Here is a 15245-nt window from a genome sequence, read left to right as displayed (position 1 = left end):
CGGGGTGGAGGCCTCCGCGCGCGCCACGCAGTCGCTCAGCTCGTTCAACCTCGACCTGCGCGGCCTGACCGTCGACTCGGTTAGAACACTGTTTCTCACTCACGACCCCGCTGCGGCAGACTCAGGGGGTCACGGCCGGGGCCGGTTCTTCGACCCGGGATTCGCGGCCTGGATGGACCACCGAGACCGCCGCCGCGCCCAGGGCGCCGACGGCGGCGAACGCGTAGAAGCCCCACGGGTACGCGATTCCGGCCGTCAGGAGCGCGCCGCCGAGGAGCGGGCCCGAGATCGCGCCGATCCGGCCGATGCCGGCGGACCAGCCGAGGCCGGTCGCGCGGATCGCGTCCGGGTAGACCCGGCCGATGTAGGCGTACACCAGCACCTGCGCGCTGAACACGAAGCAGCCGGTCAGGAACACCGCCGCGTACAGCCCGACGGCGGGCAGCTTCACGCTCAGCAGCGCGAGGAACACCGCACCCGCGCAGAACCACACGATCGCCGACGGACGGATGCCGACGCGGTCGGCGACCCGGCCCGCGACGAGCAGGCCCACGATGCCGCCGACGTTCAGCGTCAGCAGCAGGCTCAGCGCCGCGCCGAGCGGGTAGCCGGCCTGGCGCATGATCTCCGGCAGCCAGGTGTTCAGGCCGTACACCAGCAGCAGGCCCATGAACGACGTCGCCCAGAACGCGATCGTCGCGCGCAGCAGGCCGCCGCGGAACAAGCCGGCCACCGCGTGCCCGGCCGACCGCTCGGTCTCCCGAACCGCTTGGAACGACTCGGACTCCGGCAGGAACTTCAGCATCAGCGGGATCAGGAAAACCGCGGGAATGGCTCCGGCTACGAACATCGCGCGCCAGCCCAGCGGCGCGATCAGCACGATGCCCAGCAGCGCCGTCAGCACCGCGCCGACGTGGTAGCCGGTCATCACCGTGGTCGTCGCGCTGCCGGACTTGCCGCGGCGCGCGTACTCCGTGACCAGCGTGATGGCCGTCGGCAGGCAGCCGCCGAGCCCGAGCCCGGCGACGAACCGCAGCAGGCCGAAGATGAACGTCGAAGGCGCGAAGGCGCACAACAGCGTGCACAGTGAGAAGAGCGTCACCGAAATGATCAGCGACTTCCGGCGGCCGATGACGTCGGTGATGGTGCCGATCGCCAGCCCGCCCAGCATCATCCCGGCCAGGCCGAAGGTCGAGACGAGCGACGCCGTGCCGGGGGTCAGGCCCCAGACGTGGTCACGCAGCAGCACGGGCAGCACGGAGCCGAGCACGACCAGGTCGAACCCGTCGAGCAGGACGGCGGTCCAGGCCAGGGGCACGACCCAGGAGCGGGCGCCAGGGGACATGGGAGAACCTCCGGATGTGCGTCGGTGCACGTGTTCCGCACAGGTGTGCGGATTGCGCACAAGTATGCATGGGCGCTATGTCGCAATCCAGGTCACTTCCATTGAGCGGAAGCCGAGCGCATGGCTCCCACCTGGGGAAAGATCGCGTCCGTGGAGATCCTGACGCTGATGGGCGTGCTCGCCGGTTCGCTCGCGCTGACCGCGTTCGCCCGCCGCTACAACCTGTCCGCGCCGCTGCTGGTGGTGGTCGTCGCGCTCGGGGTGGCGCTGATCCCCGGCGTGCCGCGGCTGGAGCTGGAACCGGAGCTGATCCTCACGGTCGTGCTGCCGCCGCTGCTCTACTCGACGTCGCTCGAGAGCTCGGTGACGCACTTCAAGACCAACCTGCGGCCGATCGTCGCGCTCGGCGTGGTGCTGGTCGCGGTGACCGCGGTGGCCGTCGCCCTCGTCGTGCACCTCCTGCTGCCGGACGTGCCGTTCGCGTCGGCGCTGGTCTTCGGCGCGGTGGTGGCGCCGCCGGACGCGGTGACGGCGGTGGCGATCGGGCGCAAGCTCGGGCTGCCGCGCCGGCTGATGGCCGTGCTGACCGGCGAAAGCCTGGTCAACGACGCCGCCGCGCTGACGCTGTACAAGGTCGCGCTCGCCGCGGTCGCGGGCACCGCCGGCTCGGCCGGGCACGGGTTCGCCGTGTTCGGCGTGGCGACGGTGCTGGGCATCGCGGTCGGCCTGGCGATCGGCGCGATCGTGGTGCTCATCCGGCGCCAGCTCGACGACCCGCTGATGGAATCGGCGTTCGGGATCATCGTGCCGTTCGGCGCGTACGTCACCGCCGAGCACCTGCACCCGTTCGGCGCGGAGTTCAGCGGGTCGGGCGTGCTGGCTGTCGTCGCGGCCGGCCTGTACCTGGGAAACCGCTCGCTCTACGCGTCACCCGCGACGCGCATGCAGGACAGATCGGTGTGGGCGTCGATCGACGTCCTGCTGGAGGCGCTGGTGTTCGCGCTGATGGGGCTGCAGCTGCCGTTCGTGCTCGACGGCGCCCAGCACGCGGCCCGCGACAACGGGACGCTCGCGCTGGTGGCGGTGGTCGTGCTGCTGGTGACGATGCTGGTGCGGATCCCGGCGGTGTTCGTCTTCGCCTACCTGCCCCGGACGTTGCGGCTGTTCGGCCACGGGCGGGCGGCCCCGCCGTGGCGATCGCTGGCGGTGCTGTCGTGGACCGGCATGCGCGGCGTCGTGACGTTGGCCGCCGCCGCCGGTGTCCCTGCCGGCACCCCGGGGCGAGAGGAGATCCAGCTGTTCGCGTTCGCGGTGGCGATCGGGACGGTGCTGATCCAGGGACTGACGCTGCCGCCGCTGATCCGGGTGCTGAAGGTGCAGGACCCGTCGGAGACGTCCCGCGACGAGGCCGAAGAGCTGGCCGCGCGAGAAGTCGCGAAGAGGGCGGCGCACGAACGGCTGCGCGAAATCAGCCACGACCGGCTCGCTTCGCTGGACCTGCCGCCCGAAAAGGTCGCACGGCTGAAGGAGCGGCTGGAACGGCTGGTGGAAACGCGCTACCGGTTCGCCGAGGCGACGATCAAGCTGTCGGGCGAGGACCGCTCCGGTACCCCGCAGGCCCAGTTCGCGAAGGCCCGGAAGGAGCTCTTGGTCATCCAGCGCAAGGCGATGATCGAGGAGAACCGCGCCGGCCGTCTCGACGACGACGTCCTGCAGAAGGTGTTGCGCGAACTGGACCTCGAGGAGATGTCGGTGATGGCGGCGCTCACGAACCGATTGAGCTGACGACCCCGGCGCGAGTCAGCGCCGGCGACCCAAAAGCCTTTTGAGGGAACGAAGACGGCGTCGTGGCTGGGTGGTCCCCGCCTGCAGGACGAGCTCGAGCACCGCCGCCTGCTGATCGACGTGGGCCCGGGCGTACCCGGGCGAGGCGGCGACGGCGCGCCGGAGATCGTCGGGATCGGCGCTGGCGGTGCGGAATCCGGCGACCCGAGTCACGTCGATCGGACCTCGGCTGTGCGTTTCCACACTGTGCGGTTTCACGAATGGTTCTCCTGCGGTGCGGCGGCGATGTCCCTGCTCTCGTTATCGCTCCGTTACCGCTCGCGTTACCGTTCTCGCGTCCCACGGTCGAGTGAGGAACTCCCAGGAGCTGAGAACCCGCGCACTCCTCGGGAAAATCGCCCACCCTGTGACGAAACCGATCATCGAGGAGCACTCCATGTCGCTGACCGACGTCATCGAAGGCACTCGCAAGGCCGTCGACGCCGACCCGCACAACGCCGCCGTCTCCTTCAGCGTCGGCCACACCCTCAAGCCCGGCACCAAGACCGAGGTGCACGTCACAGTCCGGGACCACAGCTTCACCGTCGACGAACCGCCCGCGCTCGGCGGGACCGACCAGGCCGCCAACCCCGTCGAGTTCGCGCTCGCCGCCCTCGGGTCCTGCCAGGTCATCACCTACCAGTTCTGGGCGGCGAAGCGCGGCATTCCGCTCGACTCGGTCAAGGTCACCGTCGACGGCGACCTCGACCTGCACGGCTTTTTCGGCTTCTCCTTCAACACCCGCCCCGGTTTCGGGGACGTGCGCGTGTCCGTCGAACTGGCGGGCCCGGCGAGCCGGGAGCGCTACGAAGACCTCAAGCGCGAGGTCGACGAGCACTGCCCGGTGCTCGACCTCTTCCGCAACGAGACGCCGGTCAGCACCAAGCTGACCTAGACGAACTGATGCCGGACGATCGTCTGCTCACGGCCCGGGCCCACGCCGATCGCCGAGATCCGGGCGCCCGACAGCTCTTCCAGGCGCTCGACGTACGCGCGCGCGTTCGCCGGGAGCTCCTCGAACGTGCGGCACGCCGAGATGTCCTCGAACCAGCCCGGGTGCTCTTCGTAGATCGGGATCGCGTGGTGCACGTCGGTCTGGGTCATCGGCATGTCCTGCGTGCGGAAGCCGTCGACCTCGTAACCCACGCACACCGGCACCTTTTCGAGGCCGGACAGCACGTCCAGCTTCGTGAGGAAGTAGTCGGTGATGCCGTTGACGCGCACCGCGTAGCGCGCGATCACCGCGTCGAACCAGCCGGTGCGCCGCGAACGGCCCGTCGTCACGCCGAACTCGCCGCCCTGCTTGCGCAGGTACTCGCCGGACTCGTCGTGCAGCTCGGTCGGGAACGGCCCCGAGCCGACGCGGGTGGTGTACGCCTTGAGGATGCCGAGGACCGTGGTGATCCGGCCCGGGCCGATGCCGGAGCCCGCGCTCGCGCCGCCGGACGTCGGGTTCGACGACGTGACGAACGGGTACGTGCCGTGGTCGACATCGAGCAGCGTGCCCTGGGAGCCCTCCAGCAGCACGGTTTCGCCGCGCTCGAGGGCCTGGTTGAGCTGCAGCCGCGTGTCGGCGATGCGGTGCGCGAACTTCTCGCCCGCCGCCAGCACCTCGTCGGCTACCTGGTCCGCGTCGAGGGCCTTGCGGTTGTAGACCTTCACCAGCACCTGGTTCTTGAACTCCAGCGCGGCTTCGACCTTCTGCCGGAAGATCTTCTCGTCGAGCAGGTCCTGCACGCGGACGCCGACACGGGCGATCTTGTCCTGGTAGCACGGGCCGATGCCACGGCCGGTGGTGCCGATCTTGCGGCTGCCGAGGTAGCGCTCGGTGACTTTGTCGATGGCCACGTGGTACGGCATGATCAAGTGCGCGTCGGCGGAGATCAGCAGCTTGGACGTGTCGACGTCCCGCGCTTCGAGTCCGGACAGCTCTTCCAGAAGCACACCCGGGTCGACCACCACGCCGTTGCCGATGACGTTCGTCACGCCGGGGGTGAGGATGCCGGACGGGATGAGGTGCAGGGCGAAGTTCTCGCCGTTCGGCAGGACGACCGTGTGACCGGCGTTGTTGCCACCCTGGTAGCGGACGACCCACTGGACGCGGTCACCCATCAGGTCGGTGGCCTTGCCCTTGCCTTCGTCCCCCCATTGGGCACCGATGAGCACGATGGCCGGCATGTGACACTCCAAGGTGGTCGACGACGTGAGGTTTAGTGTCCCGGACGGACACCGGTGGCGCTGAGGAAATGCCGGTGCATGACTGTAACGGAGGTCCTGCGGGTGCGCGGACTAGTGGTGGCCTGTGGCGAGGACGCGGCGGGCTTCGAAGAAGTCGATGACGTCGAATCGATCCGCGTGCCCAGCCGTCCCGGCAAGAAGGAAATCGACCCCTTGCTGGGCGAACACGATCACCTGGTCGTATCGGGCACCGATGCGGACCTCGCCGCGATCGTCGTGCGGCTGCTGCGCAAGGACGCGCTCTCCGGCGTGTCGGTCGGATTCGTGCCCTCGTCGCCGGACTCGGCCGTCGCCGCGCTCTGGGACCTGCCGAAGACGCCGTTGCAGGCGCTGGCGCTCGCCCTGCGCGGGGAGGTCGACCCGGTGCCGCTGGTCCGCGACGACGTCGGCGGCGTGCTCGTCGGGCGCGGGGTGCTGCGGCTCGTCCGCGGCGTGGCCTACGCCGACGAGCAGGTGGCGCTGCGCGGGCCGGCCTCGTCGATCGAGGTGACGCCGGACCCGGGCGGGCCGGGCCTGTCCGTCCGCGTCGTGAAGGGGACGATCTTCAAGCGGCCGACGACGTTCTCCTCGCGCGCGTTCCAGATCGGCTGCATCCCGACGCGGCCCGTCAGCGACGACGTCGTCCACGAGCGCGCGGTGAACAAGTGGACGTGGTACCGGCACACTCAAGATCTCCGGTTGGTTCGCAGTCCGGCCTGACCTGGGGTTTTCACCCTTGGGTGCACGCGTGGCAACGCAGCGTTCACCAACGGGCAGCAACATGTCACCTATACGTGTTGCACTCGCCACTCCCGTGTATCAGGGTTAGCTGTCCCCGCACCTGACACGGAGGCAGCAAAATGCCAACCAGGCGTGCTGTTCGTCATTCCTTGACCGTTCTCGCGGCCACCGCCGTGCTCTCCGGGACGCTGGTCAGCGTCGCGGGGGCCACCCCGCCGGGCATCCCGTCGACGACGACGGCGAAGTCCGAGCTCGCTTCCCTCACCGTCAAGGCCGACGGTTCGCAGACCGGCTACAGCCGGGACAAGTTCCCGCACTGGATCGACCAGGGCAACAGCTGCAACACGCGCGAAGTGGTGTTGAAGCGCGACGGCACGAACGTCGTCACCGGGTCGGACTGCGCGGCGACGTCCGGCAGCTGGAAGAGCCCGTACGACGGCGAAACCTGGACCGCCGCGTCCGATGTGGACATCGACCACGTCGTGCCGCTGGCCGACGCGTGGCGCACCGGCGCGGCCGGGTGGACGACCGCGCAGCGCCAGGCGTACGCGAACGACCTCACCGACCCGCAGCTGATCGCCGTGACGGACAACGTCAACCAGGAGAAGGGCGACAAGTCGCCCGACCAGTGGAAGCCGCCGCTCACGAGCTACTGGTGCACCTACGCGAAGATGTGGACCGCGGTGAAGTACAAGTTCAAGCTGACGATCAACACCGCCGAGAAGAGCGCCCTGACGGACATGCTCGGGCGCTGCTGACCTCCCGCCGATGGCCGGGGATCGGTGCCGGCGCACCGATCCCCGGCCGTTCGGTGCGGGACGTGAGCTGAGACAGGAAACCGGACAGAAACGACGGTGGGTGTTTCCCCAACCACCCACCGCGACTTATGGTCTGGACCATGCGGAGGATCGGCGTGGCCTTCGTGGCCTTGGTGCTGATGATTTCGGGTGCGGTGCCGGCTTCGGCCGCCGCCGGGCGCAGGGTTGTCGTCTACTACCAGACCATCTACAACGGCTCCGCCTACGTCTCGCCGCTGCCACTGCGCGACGCCGGGGCCACGGACGTCGTCGTCGGGGCCATCCACCTCGACACCAACAGCGTCGTGCACCTCAACGACGATCCGCCGAACGCCGCGAAGTTCACGCGGATGTGGCAGGACCTCGCGACCCTGCGCAGCCAGGGCGTCCACGTGCTCGCCTTCGTCGGCGGAGCCGCCGTGGGCAGCTTCCAGCGCCTCGAAACCCAGTTCGACACGTACTACCCGCTGCTGCGGAACCTCATCCGGACGTACTCGCTCTCCGGCATCGACCTCGACATCGAAGAGCACATGTCCAACGGCGCGCTCAACAAGCTGATCGACGCGCTCCGAGCCGACTTCGGCAGTTCGTTCCTCGTCACTCTCGCCCCGGTGGCGACCGAACTCAGTGGCGGCGGCGGGCTGTCCGGCCTCAACTACGACACGCTCTACCGCGACCGCGGCAGCCAGATCTCCTGGTTCAACACGCAGTTCTACTGCGGCTGGGGCTCGCTGAGCAGCACGTCCGGCTACGACAACATCATCCGGCGCGGGGTCGTGCCGGCGAGCAAGGTCGTCGCCGGGACCGTCACCAACCCCGCCAACTGCAGCGGATACGTCGCTATGTCGACACTCCAGTCGACCGTGCGCGGCCTCATCGGCAAGTACGCCGACTTCGGCGGCATCGACGGCTGGGAGTACTTCAACTCCCTGCCCGGCGGGACGTCGGCGCCGCAGCAGTGGGCGCAGCAAATCGCTCCGGTCGTGAAGGGCTGACGAGTACGCTCAGGGCGGTGCGGATCCTGTTCACGTGCCGCCCGGCGTACGGCCACCTGTTTCCCTTGCTGCCGTTGGCGAACGCGGCCGCGGCAGCCGGTCACGAGGTCGTCTTCGGCACCGGCGAAGCGTTCGTGCCGAAGGTGCGCGACCTCGGTTTTGAAGTCCACCGCGCCGGCATCGGCATCGGCGAGGCTGAAACCGAAGCCAAGAAGCGGCACGGTGAGAACGCCGGCTTCCTCGACGTCGGCATCACGATGTTCGCCGAGCTGCTGCCCCGATCGCTGCTCGAGGACCTGACGCCGCTGCTGCCCGAACTGCGTCCGGACCTGGTCGTCTACGAGATGAGCGACGTCGGCGCCGGGGTGGCGGCGCGGCGAGCGGGCATCCCCGCCGTCGCGGTCGTGATCGGGCGGTCGATGCCGCCGGAGCTCCTGGCGGTCGCCGCGGAACGGCTGCGGCCGCTCTGGGGCACGCTCCCGTCGGACGCGCTTTTCGGCGATGCCTGCGTCGACGTCTGGCCGGACAGCCTCCGCGACCCGGGCACCGCGGCCGTGCCGACGGTGTTCCGGATGCGCCCCACGCCGTACGACCCCGACGTCCCGCTGCCGCCGCTCCCGGAAGGCGGCTTCGTCTACCTGACGCTGGGCACGGTCGTCTTCGGCGCGACGGACGTCCTGCGCGGCGCGATCCGCGCGCTTTCCCGGCTGGACGTGGACGTGCTGGTGGCGCTCGGGCCCGGCGATCCCGCTCTTCTCGGCTCGCTGCCGGATCGCGTGCAGGCGGCGGGGTTCGTGCCGCAGGCCGAGGTTCTGAAGCACGCGGGCGTGGTGGTGCACCACGGCGGCACGGGCACGGTGCTCGCCTCGCTCGCGGCCGGGCTGCCGCAGCTGATCCTGCCGCAGGGCGCCGACCAGTTCGCGAACGCGGACACGCTGTCGACGCTGGGCGTGGCGAAGTCCCTGGTGGGCGACGCGATCCGGATCGACGCGATCGAGACGGCGGCGCGTGAGCTGCTCACCGACCCGAAACCACGCGAAATCGCCCGGGGCATCGCGGCCGAGATCGCGGAAATGCCGCCGCCCGAACAGGTACTGGCCGAAATCGTCAGCTGGGCGAGCTGATCAGCGCCAGGATCTCGCGCGCCACGGCGTCGTTCTGGCGGAAGCTCGCCGCGTTCGTCCGGGGCCGGGTGAACGCCGCCGCCGAGCGGGCGCTCGTGTGCGGGCCCACGGCGAAGCGGTGCGGGTGCGGGCGGCCGGTGCCGTCGAGCAGGCGGGAGTCCGAGACCCGCGTGTGGATCCGGCCCGACGGCAGCAACGCGCCCGTCACCGGGTCCGCCACCGTCTCCTCGGCCAGCTCGCCCGAGTCGCGCAGCTGCCGGAGCAGGCCGTCCGCGGCCCGCGTGACGCTCGGGCCCGGCAGGCGAGCCTCGACCAGCGTCCGCGCCGAAAGCGTCCCCGGGTAGCTGGCGCTGGTCGCGACGAACGCCGCGCCATTCGCCGTCACCTGCATGTCCGCGCCGGCGAAGGAAACCACGCCGGCTTGGTGCAGGGCGAGCAGCTCCTCCAGCCGGCGCGGCGGCGGCCCGCTGGCGTAGTACGAGAAGAACCCGTGGAACCAACCGTCCATATCGGACACTTGGGATGACGCGTCCAGCCGTCCTTTTTGGACGAGTACCGGCAGCTGGCTGTACACCGAGAGCAGCGCCGTGAACGCACCCAGGTCGGCGCTGAACTCCGGGTCCGCCCGGCGCGCGAGGTCGGCTTCGACGTACTCCCGCAGCTCCTTGCCGAACTCCTCCGCCGAACCGAACTCGCGGCCCGCCATCGGCCGGTCGAGCCGGTCGAGGTCGAGGCGGTCGGCCTCGGCGGGTACCGCCCGCGTGACGAGGTCCCGCATCTCGGGCGAATCCCAGGGCAAGTCGGCGAAGGCGTCGGCGAACACGACGAAGTCCATCGTCACCCGGTCCGGGTGGCCGGTGAACAGCTCGTTGTAGTAGCCCCAGGCCAGCTCCTTCGCGATCAGCGGCCAGACGTCCACGCGGAAGTCGAGCGCCTCCCCGGGGAGCCCGTCCATGGCGTAGGCGTCGAAGAACCTGGGCAGCCGCAACGGTTTCCCGCGCGGCCGGTAGCCGATCTTCGCGTGGTAGGGCACTCCGCGCCGCGAGCCGACGTGCAGCACCGGCTCGGCGCCGCTCGGGTGGTAGCGCAGGCCGCCGCACGGGAGCTCCTCGAACCGGCCGCCGCGGCCCTCGGTCAGCAGCAACATCAGGTCGACGAACGCCAGTCCGAACCCGCGCACCAGCACGGTTTCGCCCGGCGCGATGCCGGAGTAGTCGACGTCGGCGGTGTAGCCGGCCGGGTAGTAGGCGAGCCCGTGCCGCGCGGCGAACGTCACGAGCTCGCGCTCCCGTTCGTCCGGTTCGGCGTCGAGGTGCCCGACGGTGAACACGACGGCGTCCGCGCGCACGGTCGTACCGTCGGACAGGCTGACGGTACGACCGTCGACCCCGACCGCCCGCGCGGCGTGCTCGACGACGTCGATGCCCTCGGGCAGGTCGTCGAGGATCTTGCGGTAGACCCAGGTCAGGTAGGCGCTCTGCAGCCGCCGGGTCGGGAAGTCGAAGCTGTCGAGCGCGGTCAGCTCGGCGACGACGCCGGGCGGCACTTCGGCGTCGAGCGCGCCGTCACGCACCTTCCGCGCCCACTCCAGCAGCGTCGGCCCCGGCCGCACCGGGCCCGCCATCTTCACCGAGTCGTCGGTGAACATGGTGACGTCCTCGGGCATGGAGTTCATCCGCAGCAGCGGCGACTGGTCGTAGCGCCACACCCGGCCGGGCCCCGGCGGGAACGGGTCGATCAGGTGCACCTCGAGCCGGCGGTCGCGCGGGAGCCCGGAGTTCGCGCCGAGCCGCTCGAGGACGCCGACCCCCCGGGGTCCGGCGCCCACGACAGCGAGGGTGAACGGCGCGCGCTCGGCCATGAGCCCGAAGCTACGCCGGGGGCCCTGACCAGGGCGTCCTTCCCATACTCCGGAATTCCGGGAATAAAACCAAACACTCCGGCCGGCGGCGCCGAATCCCCGGGGCAGGTTGGCGAGAGGAGCGGATTTGTCCGTAGTCCACCCAGGCGCCCGGGCCTCGGCAGCACCCCCCGTCTTCCGGGGGGCCGGGTGGCGAAGCCCCCGGTCCGGGGCGGAGCCCCGGATGTCACGGCCGCGACCGCGAAGACTTGGCCGCTGAGATAGGTCCGCCGCACCGCGTCCACACCGCGCAGGACGTGGTCGGCACCCTGCTCAGGGGCAACTGGGCGATCTTCGCGCACGAGTGGGCCGATCCGGACGGGATCGACCCGAAGCACTGGCGCGACGTCGTGGAGGCCGCGTCGGAGGCGGCCGGGGTCGACGTCGAGTTCGTGGTCGTCCCGCGCCGGTCCCTGACCGTCGTGTTCAACCGGGCGGCCCCGCCCACCTTCGAGCAGGTCCGAGCGTCGATCGAGGTGATCGAGAAGCACCGGCTCTAGTTCCACGCTGCGGAAGTTCCGCTTCCACCAGGTAGCCACCTGGCCAACGCGAGGTGGCTACTTTTGCCTCTGGCCCTCCGGCCATCGGGTACGGAATGATCCATTGGTGACTCCTGGGCGACCGGCCAGACACTGCGGGCTATCGTCTGACCCGTCCAGGAAAGCTCCGTGACACCTTGGATACCGGCGAAAGAACCTAGAGATTTACCAACAGTCACGGGACACTGGCTGAGGTAACTCACGTACCGTGACTGCCTCATGACCGTTCGCCCCTTTCGTCACCAGCGGTCATGCGAAGGGCACGGTCTGCACGAGAGGTCGGGAGAAAGCGCATGGCAGCTCCGCGGGATCGCGTCACGTTCCGCGAGGTGTTCGGGATCGCCGAGTTCCGCGCGCTGTGGTTCGGGGAGCTGCTGTCGATCGCCGGTGACCAGCTGGCCCGGGTCGCGCTGTCCATCCTGGTGTTCACCGGGACCAACTCCGCCACGCTGACCGGCCTCACGTACGCGCTGACCTACGCCCCGTCGCTGCTCGGCGGCGTCTTCCTGACCGGCTTCGCCGACCGCTTCCCCCGCCGCACCGTGATGGTGCTCGTCGATGTGCTGCGCGCCGCCCTGATCCTGCTCGTCGCCATCCCCGGCGTGCCGTTCTGGCTGATGTGCGTGCTGGTCGGCGGGGTTTCGCTGGTCAATCCGCCCTTCAAGGCGTCACAGCTCGCGCTGCTGCCGCAGGTGCTCGAAGGCGACCGGTTCGTCGTGGGGATGGGCATCCGGAGCATGACCGTGCAGAGCGCGCAGCTGCTCGGGTTCGCCGGCGGCGGCGCGCTGCTGATCGCCCTCGACCCGCACGTGGCCCTGGCCATCGACGCCGCCACCTTCGTGCTCTCGGCCCTGTTCATCCGCCTCGGCGTCCAAGCCCGGCCGGCCGCGGCGAGCGGCGAGGAGCGCAAGTCCTTCTTCGCGACGCTCGGCGGCGGCAGCCGGACGGCGTTCGCGAGCTCGCCGCTGCGCACCCTGGTGCTGTTCACCTGGCTGATGGGGCTCCTGCCGGTCTACGAAGGCATCGCCGCGCCGTACGTGTCGGCGGCCGGCGGCGGCCCCGAAGCGATCGGCCTGCTGCTCGCGGCCGACCCCATCGGCAGCGTCATCGCGACGTTCGTCTACACGCGCTGGGTGCCCGCCCGGGTGCGGCCGAAGCTGATCGGCCCGCTGTCGGGGTTCTGCGCCGTCCCGCTCGTGCTCTGCTTCCTCAACCCCGGGCCGATCGCGTCGATCGTGCTCTTCATCGTGTCCGGCGGCCTCGGCACCGTGTGCCTGCTGCAGGCGACCGCGTCACTGACGCTGGCCGTGCCCGACGCGCAGCGCGCGCAGGTGATGGGCCTGTCCAACACCGGGCTGACCACGATGATGGGCATCAGCCCGCTGATCGGGGGCGTGCTCGCGGATCAGCTGAGCCCGCACGGCACCGTCGGCATCTTCGGCGTCGTCGGGATCGTGCTCACCTTGCCGCTGGCCGCGCTGTGGGCGCGGGCGGGCGAGCCCGGGAGATGGGTCGACAAAGAAGCCACACGCGCCGAACATGCCTGACATGCCCCGCGCGTGGGCTTGACCTGCGCGACCTTGCGGTGCGCTGTGCGGTCACTGCTCTTTGCCGCGCATCGCTGGCCACCTCTCGTTCCGGTGTCAAAGAAAAAGTACACACCGAAAGCCCTTGTGGACAGCAGGCAAACGGTCTGAAACTGTCTGTGAGTACTTTGTCACCGAGCATCCGCGCAAGGGTCTGGGGGAAAAATGGTCACATCGGGGGAACAGGACGGCCAAGACTTGATTTCTCGCGTACGGGGCTGGCCACTGTGGACTCGCCCTCGCGACTGGATCATCGCGACGCTGACCGCGATCACGGTCATGCTGACCTGGACGGCCGTTTCTGTGTTGACCGTACCGGTGACACTGGCCCAAGTGGGGACGTTTGCGCTGCTCACAGCTCTGGCAGTGGCCCAGACGGAGGTCAGCAGGCGACTGGAGCGCCAGCGTCGGATCCTCAGCAACGGGCCCTACATTTCGATGACTTCGGTGTGGCTGCTGCCCGCCGGCCTGCTCCTTCCGGCGCAGCTCGTCGCCGCGCTCGGGTTCGTGCTCTACGTGTACCTGGCGTTCCGTAGTTGGTCCGGCACCCGTCCGGGTGAATTTCACCGCGTGGCCGCGAACGCCACCACGATGATTTTGTCGGCCTTCGCCGGAGGTGTCGTGGGTCACATGGCGCTCGGCAGCGGCGTCGCGACCGTGACACTGGCCGGTTTGGCCTTCTTCACGGTCAACACCGCGCTCACCGGCCTCGGCCTGTACCTGGCCGACCCGAAGAAGGCGACGCCGGTGTCCTGCCTGGGCACCATGGACGACAACCTGCTGGAACTGTCCACCCTCTGCGTCGGCGCGCTGCTGGTGATGGTGCTCAACGAGGAGCCTTTGCTGTCCGTGCTGGTCATCCTGCCGCTGTACGTGCTGCAGCGGTCCGTGCTGATCAAGCGGCTCGAGGAGCTCGCCACCACCGACCAGAAGACGCAGCTGCTCAACGCCACGACGTGGCAGGACGGCGCACAGCGGGAGATCTCGCGCGCCGAGCGGGACAACGGCAGCTTCGGCGCCATGATGATCGACCTCGACCACTTCAAGCGGATCAACGACACCTACGGGCACCTCGCGGGGGACGACGTGCTCAAGGCGGTGGCCGCCGTGGTCAGGCAGGAGACCCGGGCGCACGACCTGGTCGGCCGGTTCGGCGGTGAGGAGTTCGTCGCGCTGCTGCCCTCGACGTCCAAAGCGGACGCGATCGTCACGGCGGAACGGATCCGGCAACGGGTCAGCGAGCTGATCATCAGCACGAAGTCCAACGACGGCGCCGCCGTCGCCATCGAACGGCAGACGGCGTCCATCGGCGTCGCCGCCTACCCGCTCGACGGGACGTCGATCGAGGAAGTGATGGCGTCCGCCGACGCGGCCGTGTACGCGGCCAAGGACGGTGGGCGGAACCGGGTGGTGGGGTCCGCCGAAGTGGCGCTGGCCGCGGCTTAGCCGCCCTATCGCAGCCGGTCGATGACGTCGCTCGCCTTCGTCTGGAGGCGGGCGACGCCGCCGACCGTGAATTCGGTCAGCAGGTCGATCAGGGCTTCCTGGTCCGGCGGCTCGCCGTCCCAGGTCGCCTGCACCAGTGACTCCGTCATCGCGAAGAAGAGCGTGACGAGCGCGCGATCGGCGCGGCCGGAGTCGATGCCGTGCGCGGCCCACCGCTTGCGGCTCGCGTCGGCGTAGACGACGGCGAGCCTCTCCCTCAACCGGGTGAGAGCGGGGTCGCCCGCGCGCTCCGCCGCGCGGAGCACGCCGTAGCCCTCGGGATGATCGGCGACGAAGGTGACCATGTTGGCGTAGTTGGCGCGCGCCCACGCCCGCAGACCGGGCTGCGGGTCGGTCACCGACGGGCCCGCGATGGCGGCGAACGCGCGCTCCTCGGTTTCCGCCACGACCTCGGCGAACAGCGTCCCGCGGTCGCCGAACTGCTCGTAGACGGCTTGGCGTGAGACGCCGGCTTCGCGCGCGATCTGCTCGATCGTCGCGCCCTGCATCCCGTGCTGCGCGACGACGCGCGCCGTCGCGCTCAGCACGCGTACGCGCTGCTCCCCGACCGGGAGCTTGCGCGGCCGCCCGCGCGGAGCCGGGCTTGACATGGTGGTCCACCTCACGTGATTCTTTTTCCGACACCTCTGTCCAAAAAGGTGTTCCCCGCGCACTAGTCCTGCTCAACGAGG

The 15245-nt window shown here is 69.8% G+C and carries 13 protein-coding genes; 9 read left to right on the top strand and 4 right to left on the bottom strand.

The genetic code is table 11. The features are described 5' to 3' along the window. Positions 1-121: 121 nt before the first annotated feature. Positions 122-1345: an aromatic acid/H+ symport family MFS transporter gene (locus AB0M59_RS25695; protein ID WP_364619337.1), complete on the bottom strand. Its 1224-nt coding sequence runs from the start codon at positions 1343-1345 to the stop codon at positions 122-124. 150 nt (positions 1346-1495) lie between these two features. Here AB0M59_RS25695 and AB0M59_RS25690 point away from each other — a divergent pair, with 150 nt between their 5' ends. Beyond that, complete coding sequence (locus AB0M59_RS25690) at positions 1496-3130, top strand: Na+/H+ antiporter (RefSeq protein WP_364619374.1); 1635 nt, start codon at positions 1496-1498, stop codon at positions 3128-3130. Positions 3131-3566: 436 nt separating this feature from the next. Continuing rightward, positions 3567-4064: an OsmC family protein gene (locus AB0M59_RS25685; RefSeq protein ID WP_364619335.1), complete on the top strand. Its 498-nt coding sequence runs from the start codon at positions 3567-3569 to the stop codon at positions 4062-4064. On the opposite strand, the gene AB0M59_RS25680 is transcribed toward AB0M59_RS25685, so the two are convergent. After that, on the bottom strand, positions 4061-5347 hold the full coding sequence (locus tag AB0M59_RS25680; RefSeq protein ID WP_093946017.1) for an adenylosuccinate synthase: 1287 nt from the start codon (positions 5345-5347) through the stop codon (positions 4061-4063). The genes AB0M59_RS25685 and AB0M59_RS25680 overlap by 4 nt on opposite strands. Positions 5348-5461: 114 nt before the next feature. Between AB0M59_RS25680 and AB0M59_RS25675 the strand changes: the two genes are divergently transcribed. The 4 genes from AB0M59_RS25675 to AB0M59_RS25660 all read left to right on the top strand — a co-directional run bounded on the left by AB0M59_RS25675 (position 5462) and on the right by AB0M59_RS25660 (position 9043). Beyond that, positions 5462-6106, top strand: coding sequence for a hypothetical protein (locus tag AB0M59_RS25675; protein ID WP_364619371.1), 645 nt, complete (start codon positions 5462-5464; stop codon positions 6104-6106). Positions 6107-6246: 140 nt separating this feature from the next. Beyond that, the gene (locus tag AB0M59_RS25670; protein ID WP_364619332.1) at positions 6247-6885 is read left to right on the top strand and encodes an HNH endonuclease family protein; all 639 of its coding nucleotides are present in this window, start codon (positions 6247-6249) and stop codon (positions 6883-6885) included. Positions 6886-7025: 140 nt separating this feature from the next. Further along, positions 7026-7919 (top strand): glycosyl hydrolase family 18 protein, encoded by an 894-nt coding sequence (locus AB0M59_RS25665; RefSeq protein ID WP_364619329.1) that lies wholly within the window; start codon positions 7026-7028, stop codon positions 7917-7919. Between the two features lie 17 nt (positions 7920-7936). After that, a complete protein-coding gene (locus AB0M59_RS25660; protein ID WP_364619326.1) occupies positions 7937-9043 on the top strand; it encodes a glycosyltransferase in 1107 nt (368 codons plus the stop codon). Here the strand turns inward: AB0M59_RS25660 and AB0M59_RS25655 are convergent. Further along, positions 9027-10904: an FAD/NAD(P)-binding protein gene (locus AB0M59_RS25655; RefSeq protein ID WP_364619324.1), complete on the bottom strand. Its 1878-nt coding sequence runs from the start codon at positions 10902-10904 to the stop codon at positions 9027-9029. The genes AB0M59_RS25660 and AB0M59_RS25655 overlap by 17 nt on opposite strands. A gap of 248 nt (positions 10905-11152) precedes the next feature. Between AB0M59_RS25655 and AB0M59_RS25650 the strand changes: the two genes are divergently transcribed. The 3 genes from AB0M59_RS25650 (at position 11153) to AB0M59_RS25640 (ending at position 14514) form a co-directional block, all read left to right on the top strand. Further along, a complete protein-coding gene (locus AB0M59_RS25650) occupies positions 11153-11443 on the top strand; it encodes a hypothetical protein (protein ID WP_364619321.1) in 291 nt (96 codons plus the stop codon). Positions 11444-11775: 332 nt separating this feature from the next. Next, on the top strand, positions 11776-13029 hold the full coding sequence (locus AB0M59_RS25645) for an MFS transporter (RefSeq protein ID WP_364619318.1): 1254 nt from the start codon (positions 11776-11778) through the stop codon (positions 13027-13029). A gap of 321 nt (positions 13030-13350) precedes the next feature. Continuing rightward, positions 13351-14514, top strand: a complete 1164-nt coding sequence (locus AB0M59_RS25640) for a GGDEF domain-containing protein (protein ID WP_364619368.1) — start codon at positions 13351-13353, stop codon at positions 14512-14514. Positions 14515-14519: 5 nt separating this feature from the next. Here the strand turns inward: AB0M59_RS25640 and AB0M59_RS25635 are convergent, their stop codons facing one another. Continuing rightward, positions 14520-15164: a TetR/AcrR family transcriptional regulator gene (locus tag AB0M59_RS25635; RefSeq protein WP_364619316.1), complete on the bottom strand. Its 645-nt coding sequence runs from the start codon at positions 15162-15164 to the stop codon at positions 14520-14522. Between the last annotated feature and the right edge of the window lie 81 nt (positions 15165-15245).

Origin of the sequence: Amycolatopsis sp. NPDC051371, assembly GCF_040682155.1 — a bacterium.
In the GTDB taxonomy this organism is placed as follows: domain Bacteria; phylum Actinomycetota; class Actinomycetes; order Mycobacteriales; family Pseudonocardiaceae; genus Amycolatopsis.
This window is presented reverse-complemented; position numbering and strand designations above follow the sequence as displayed.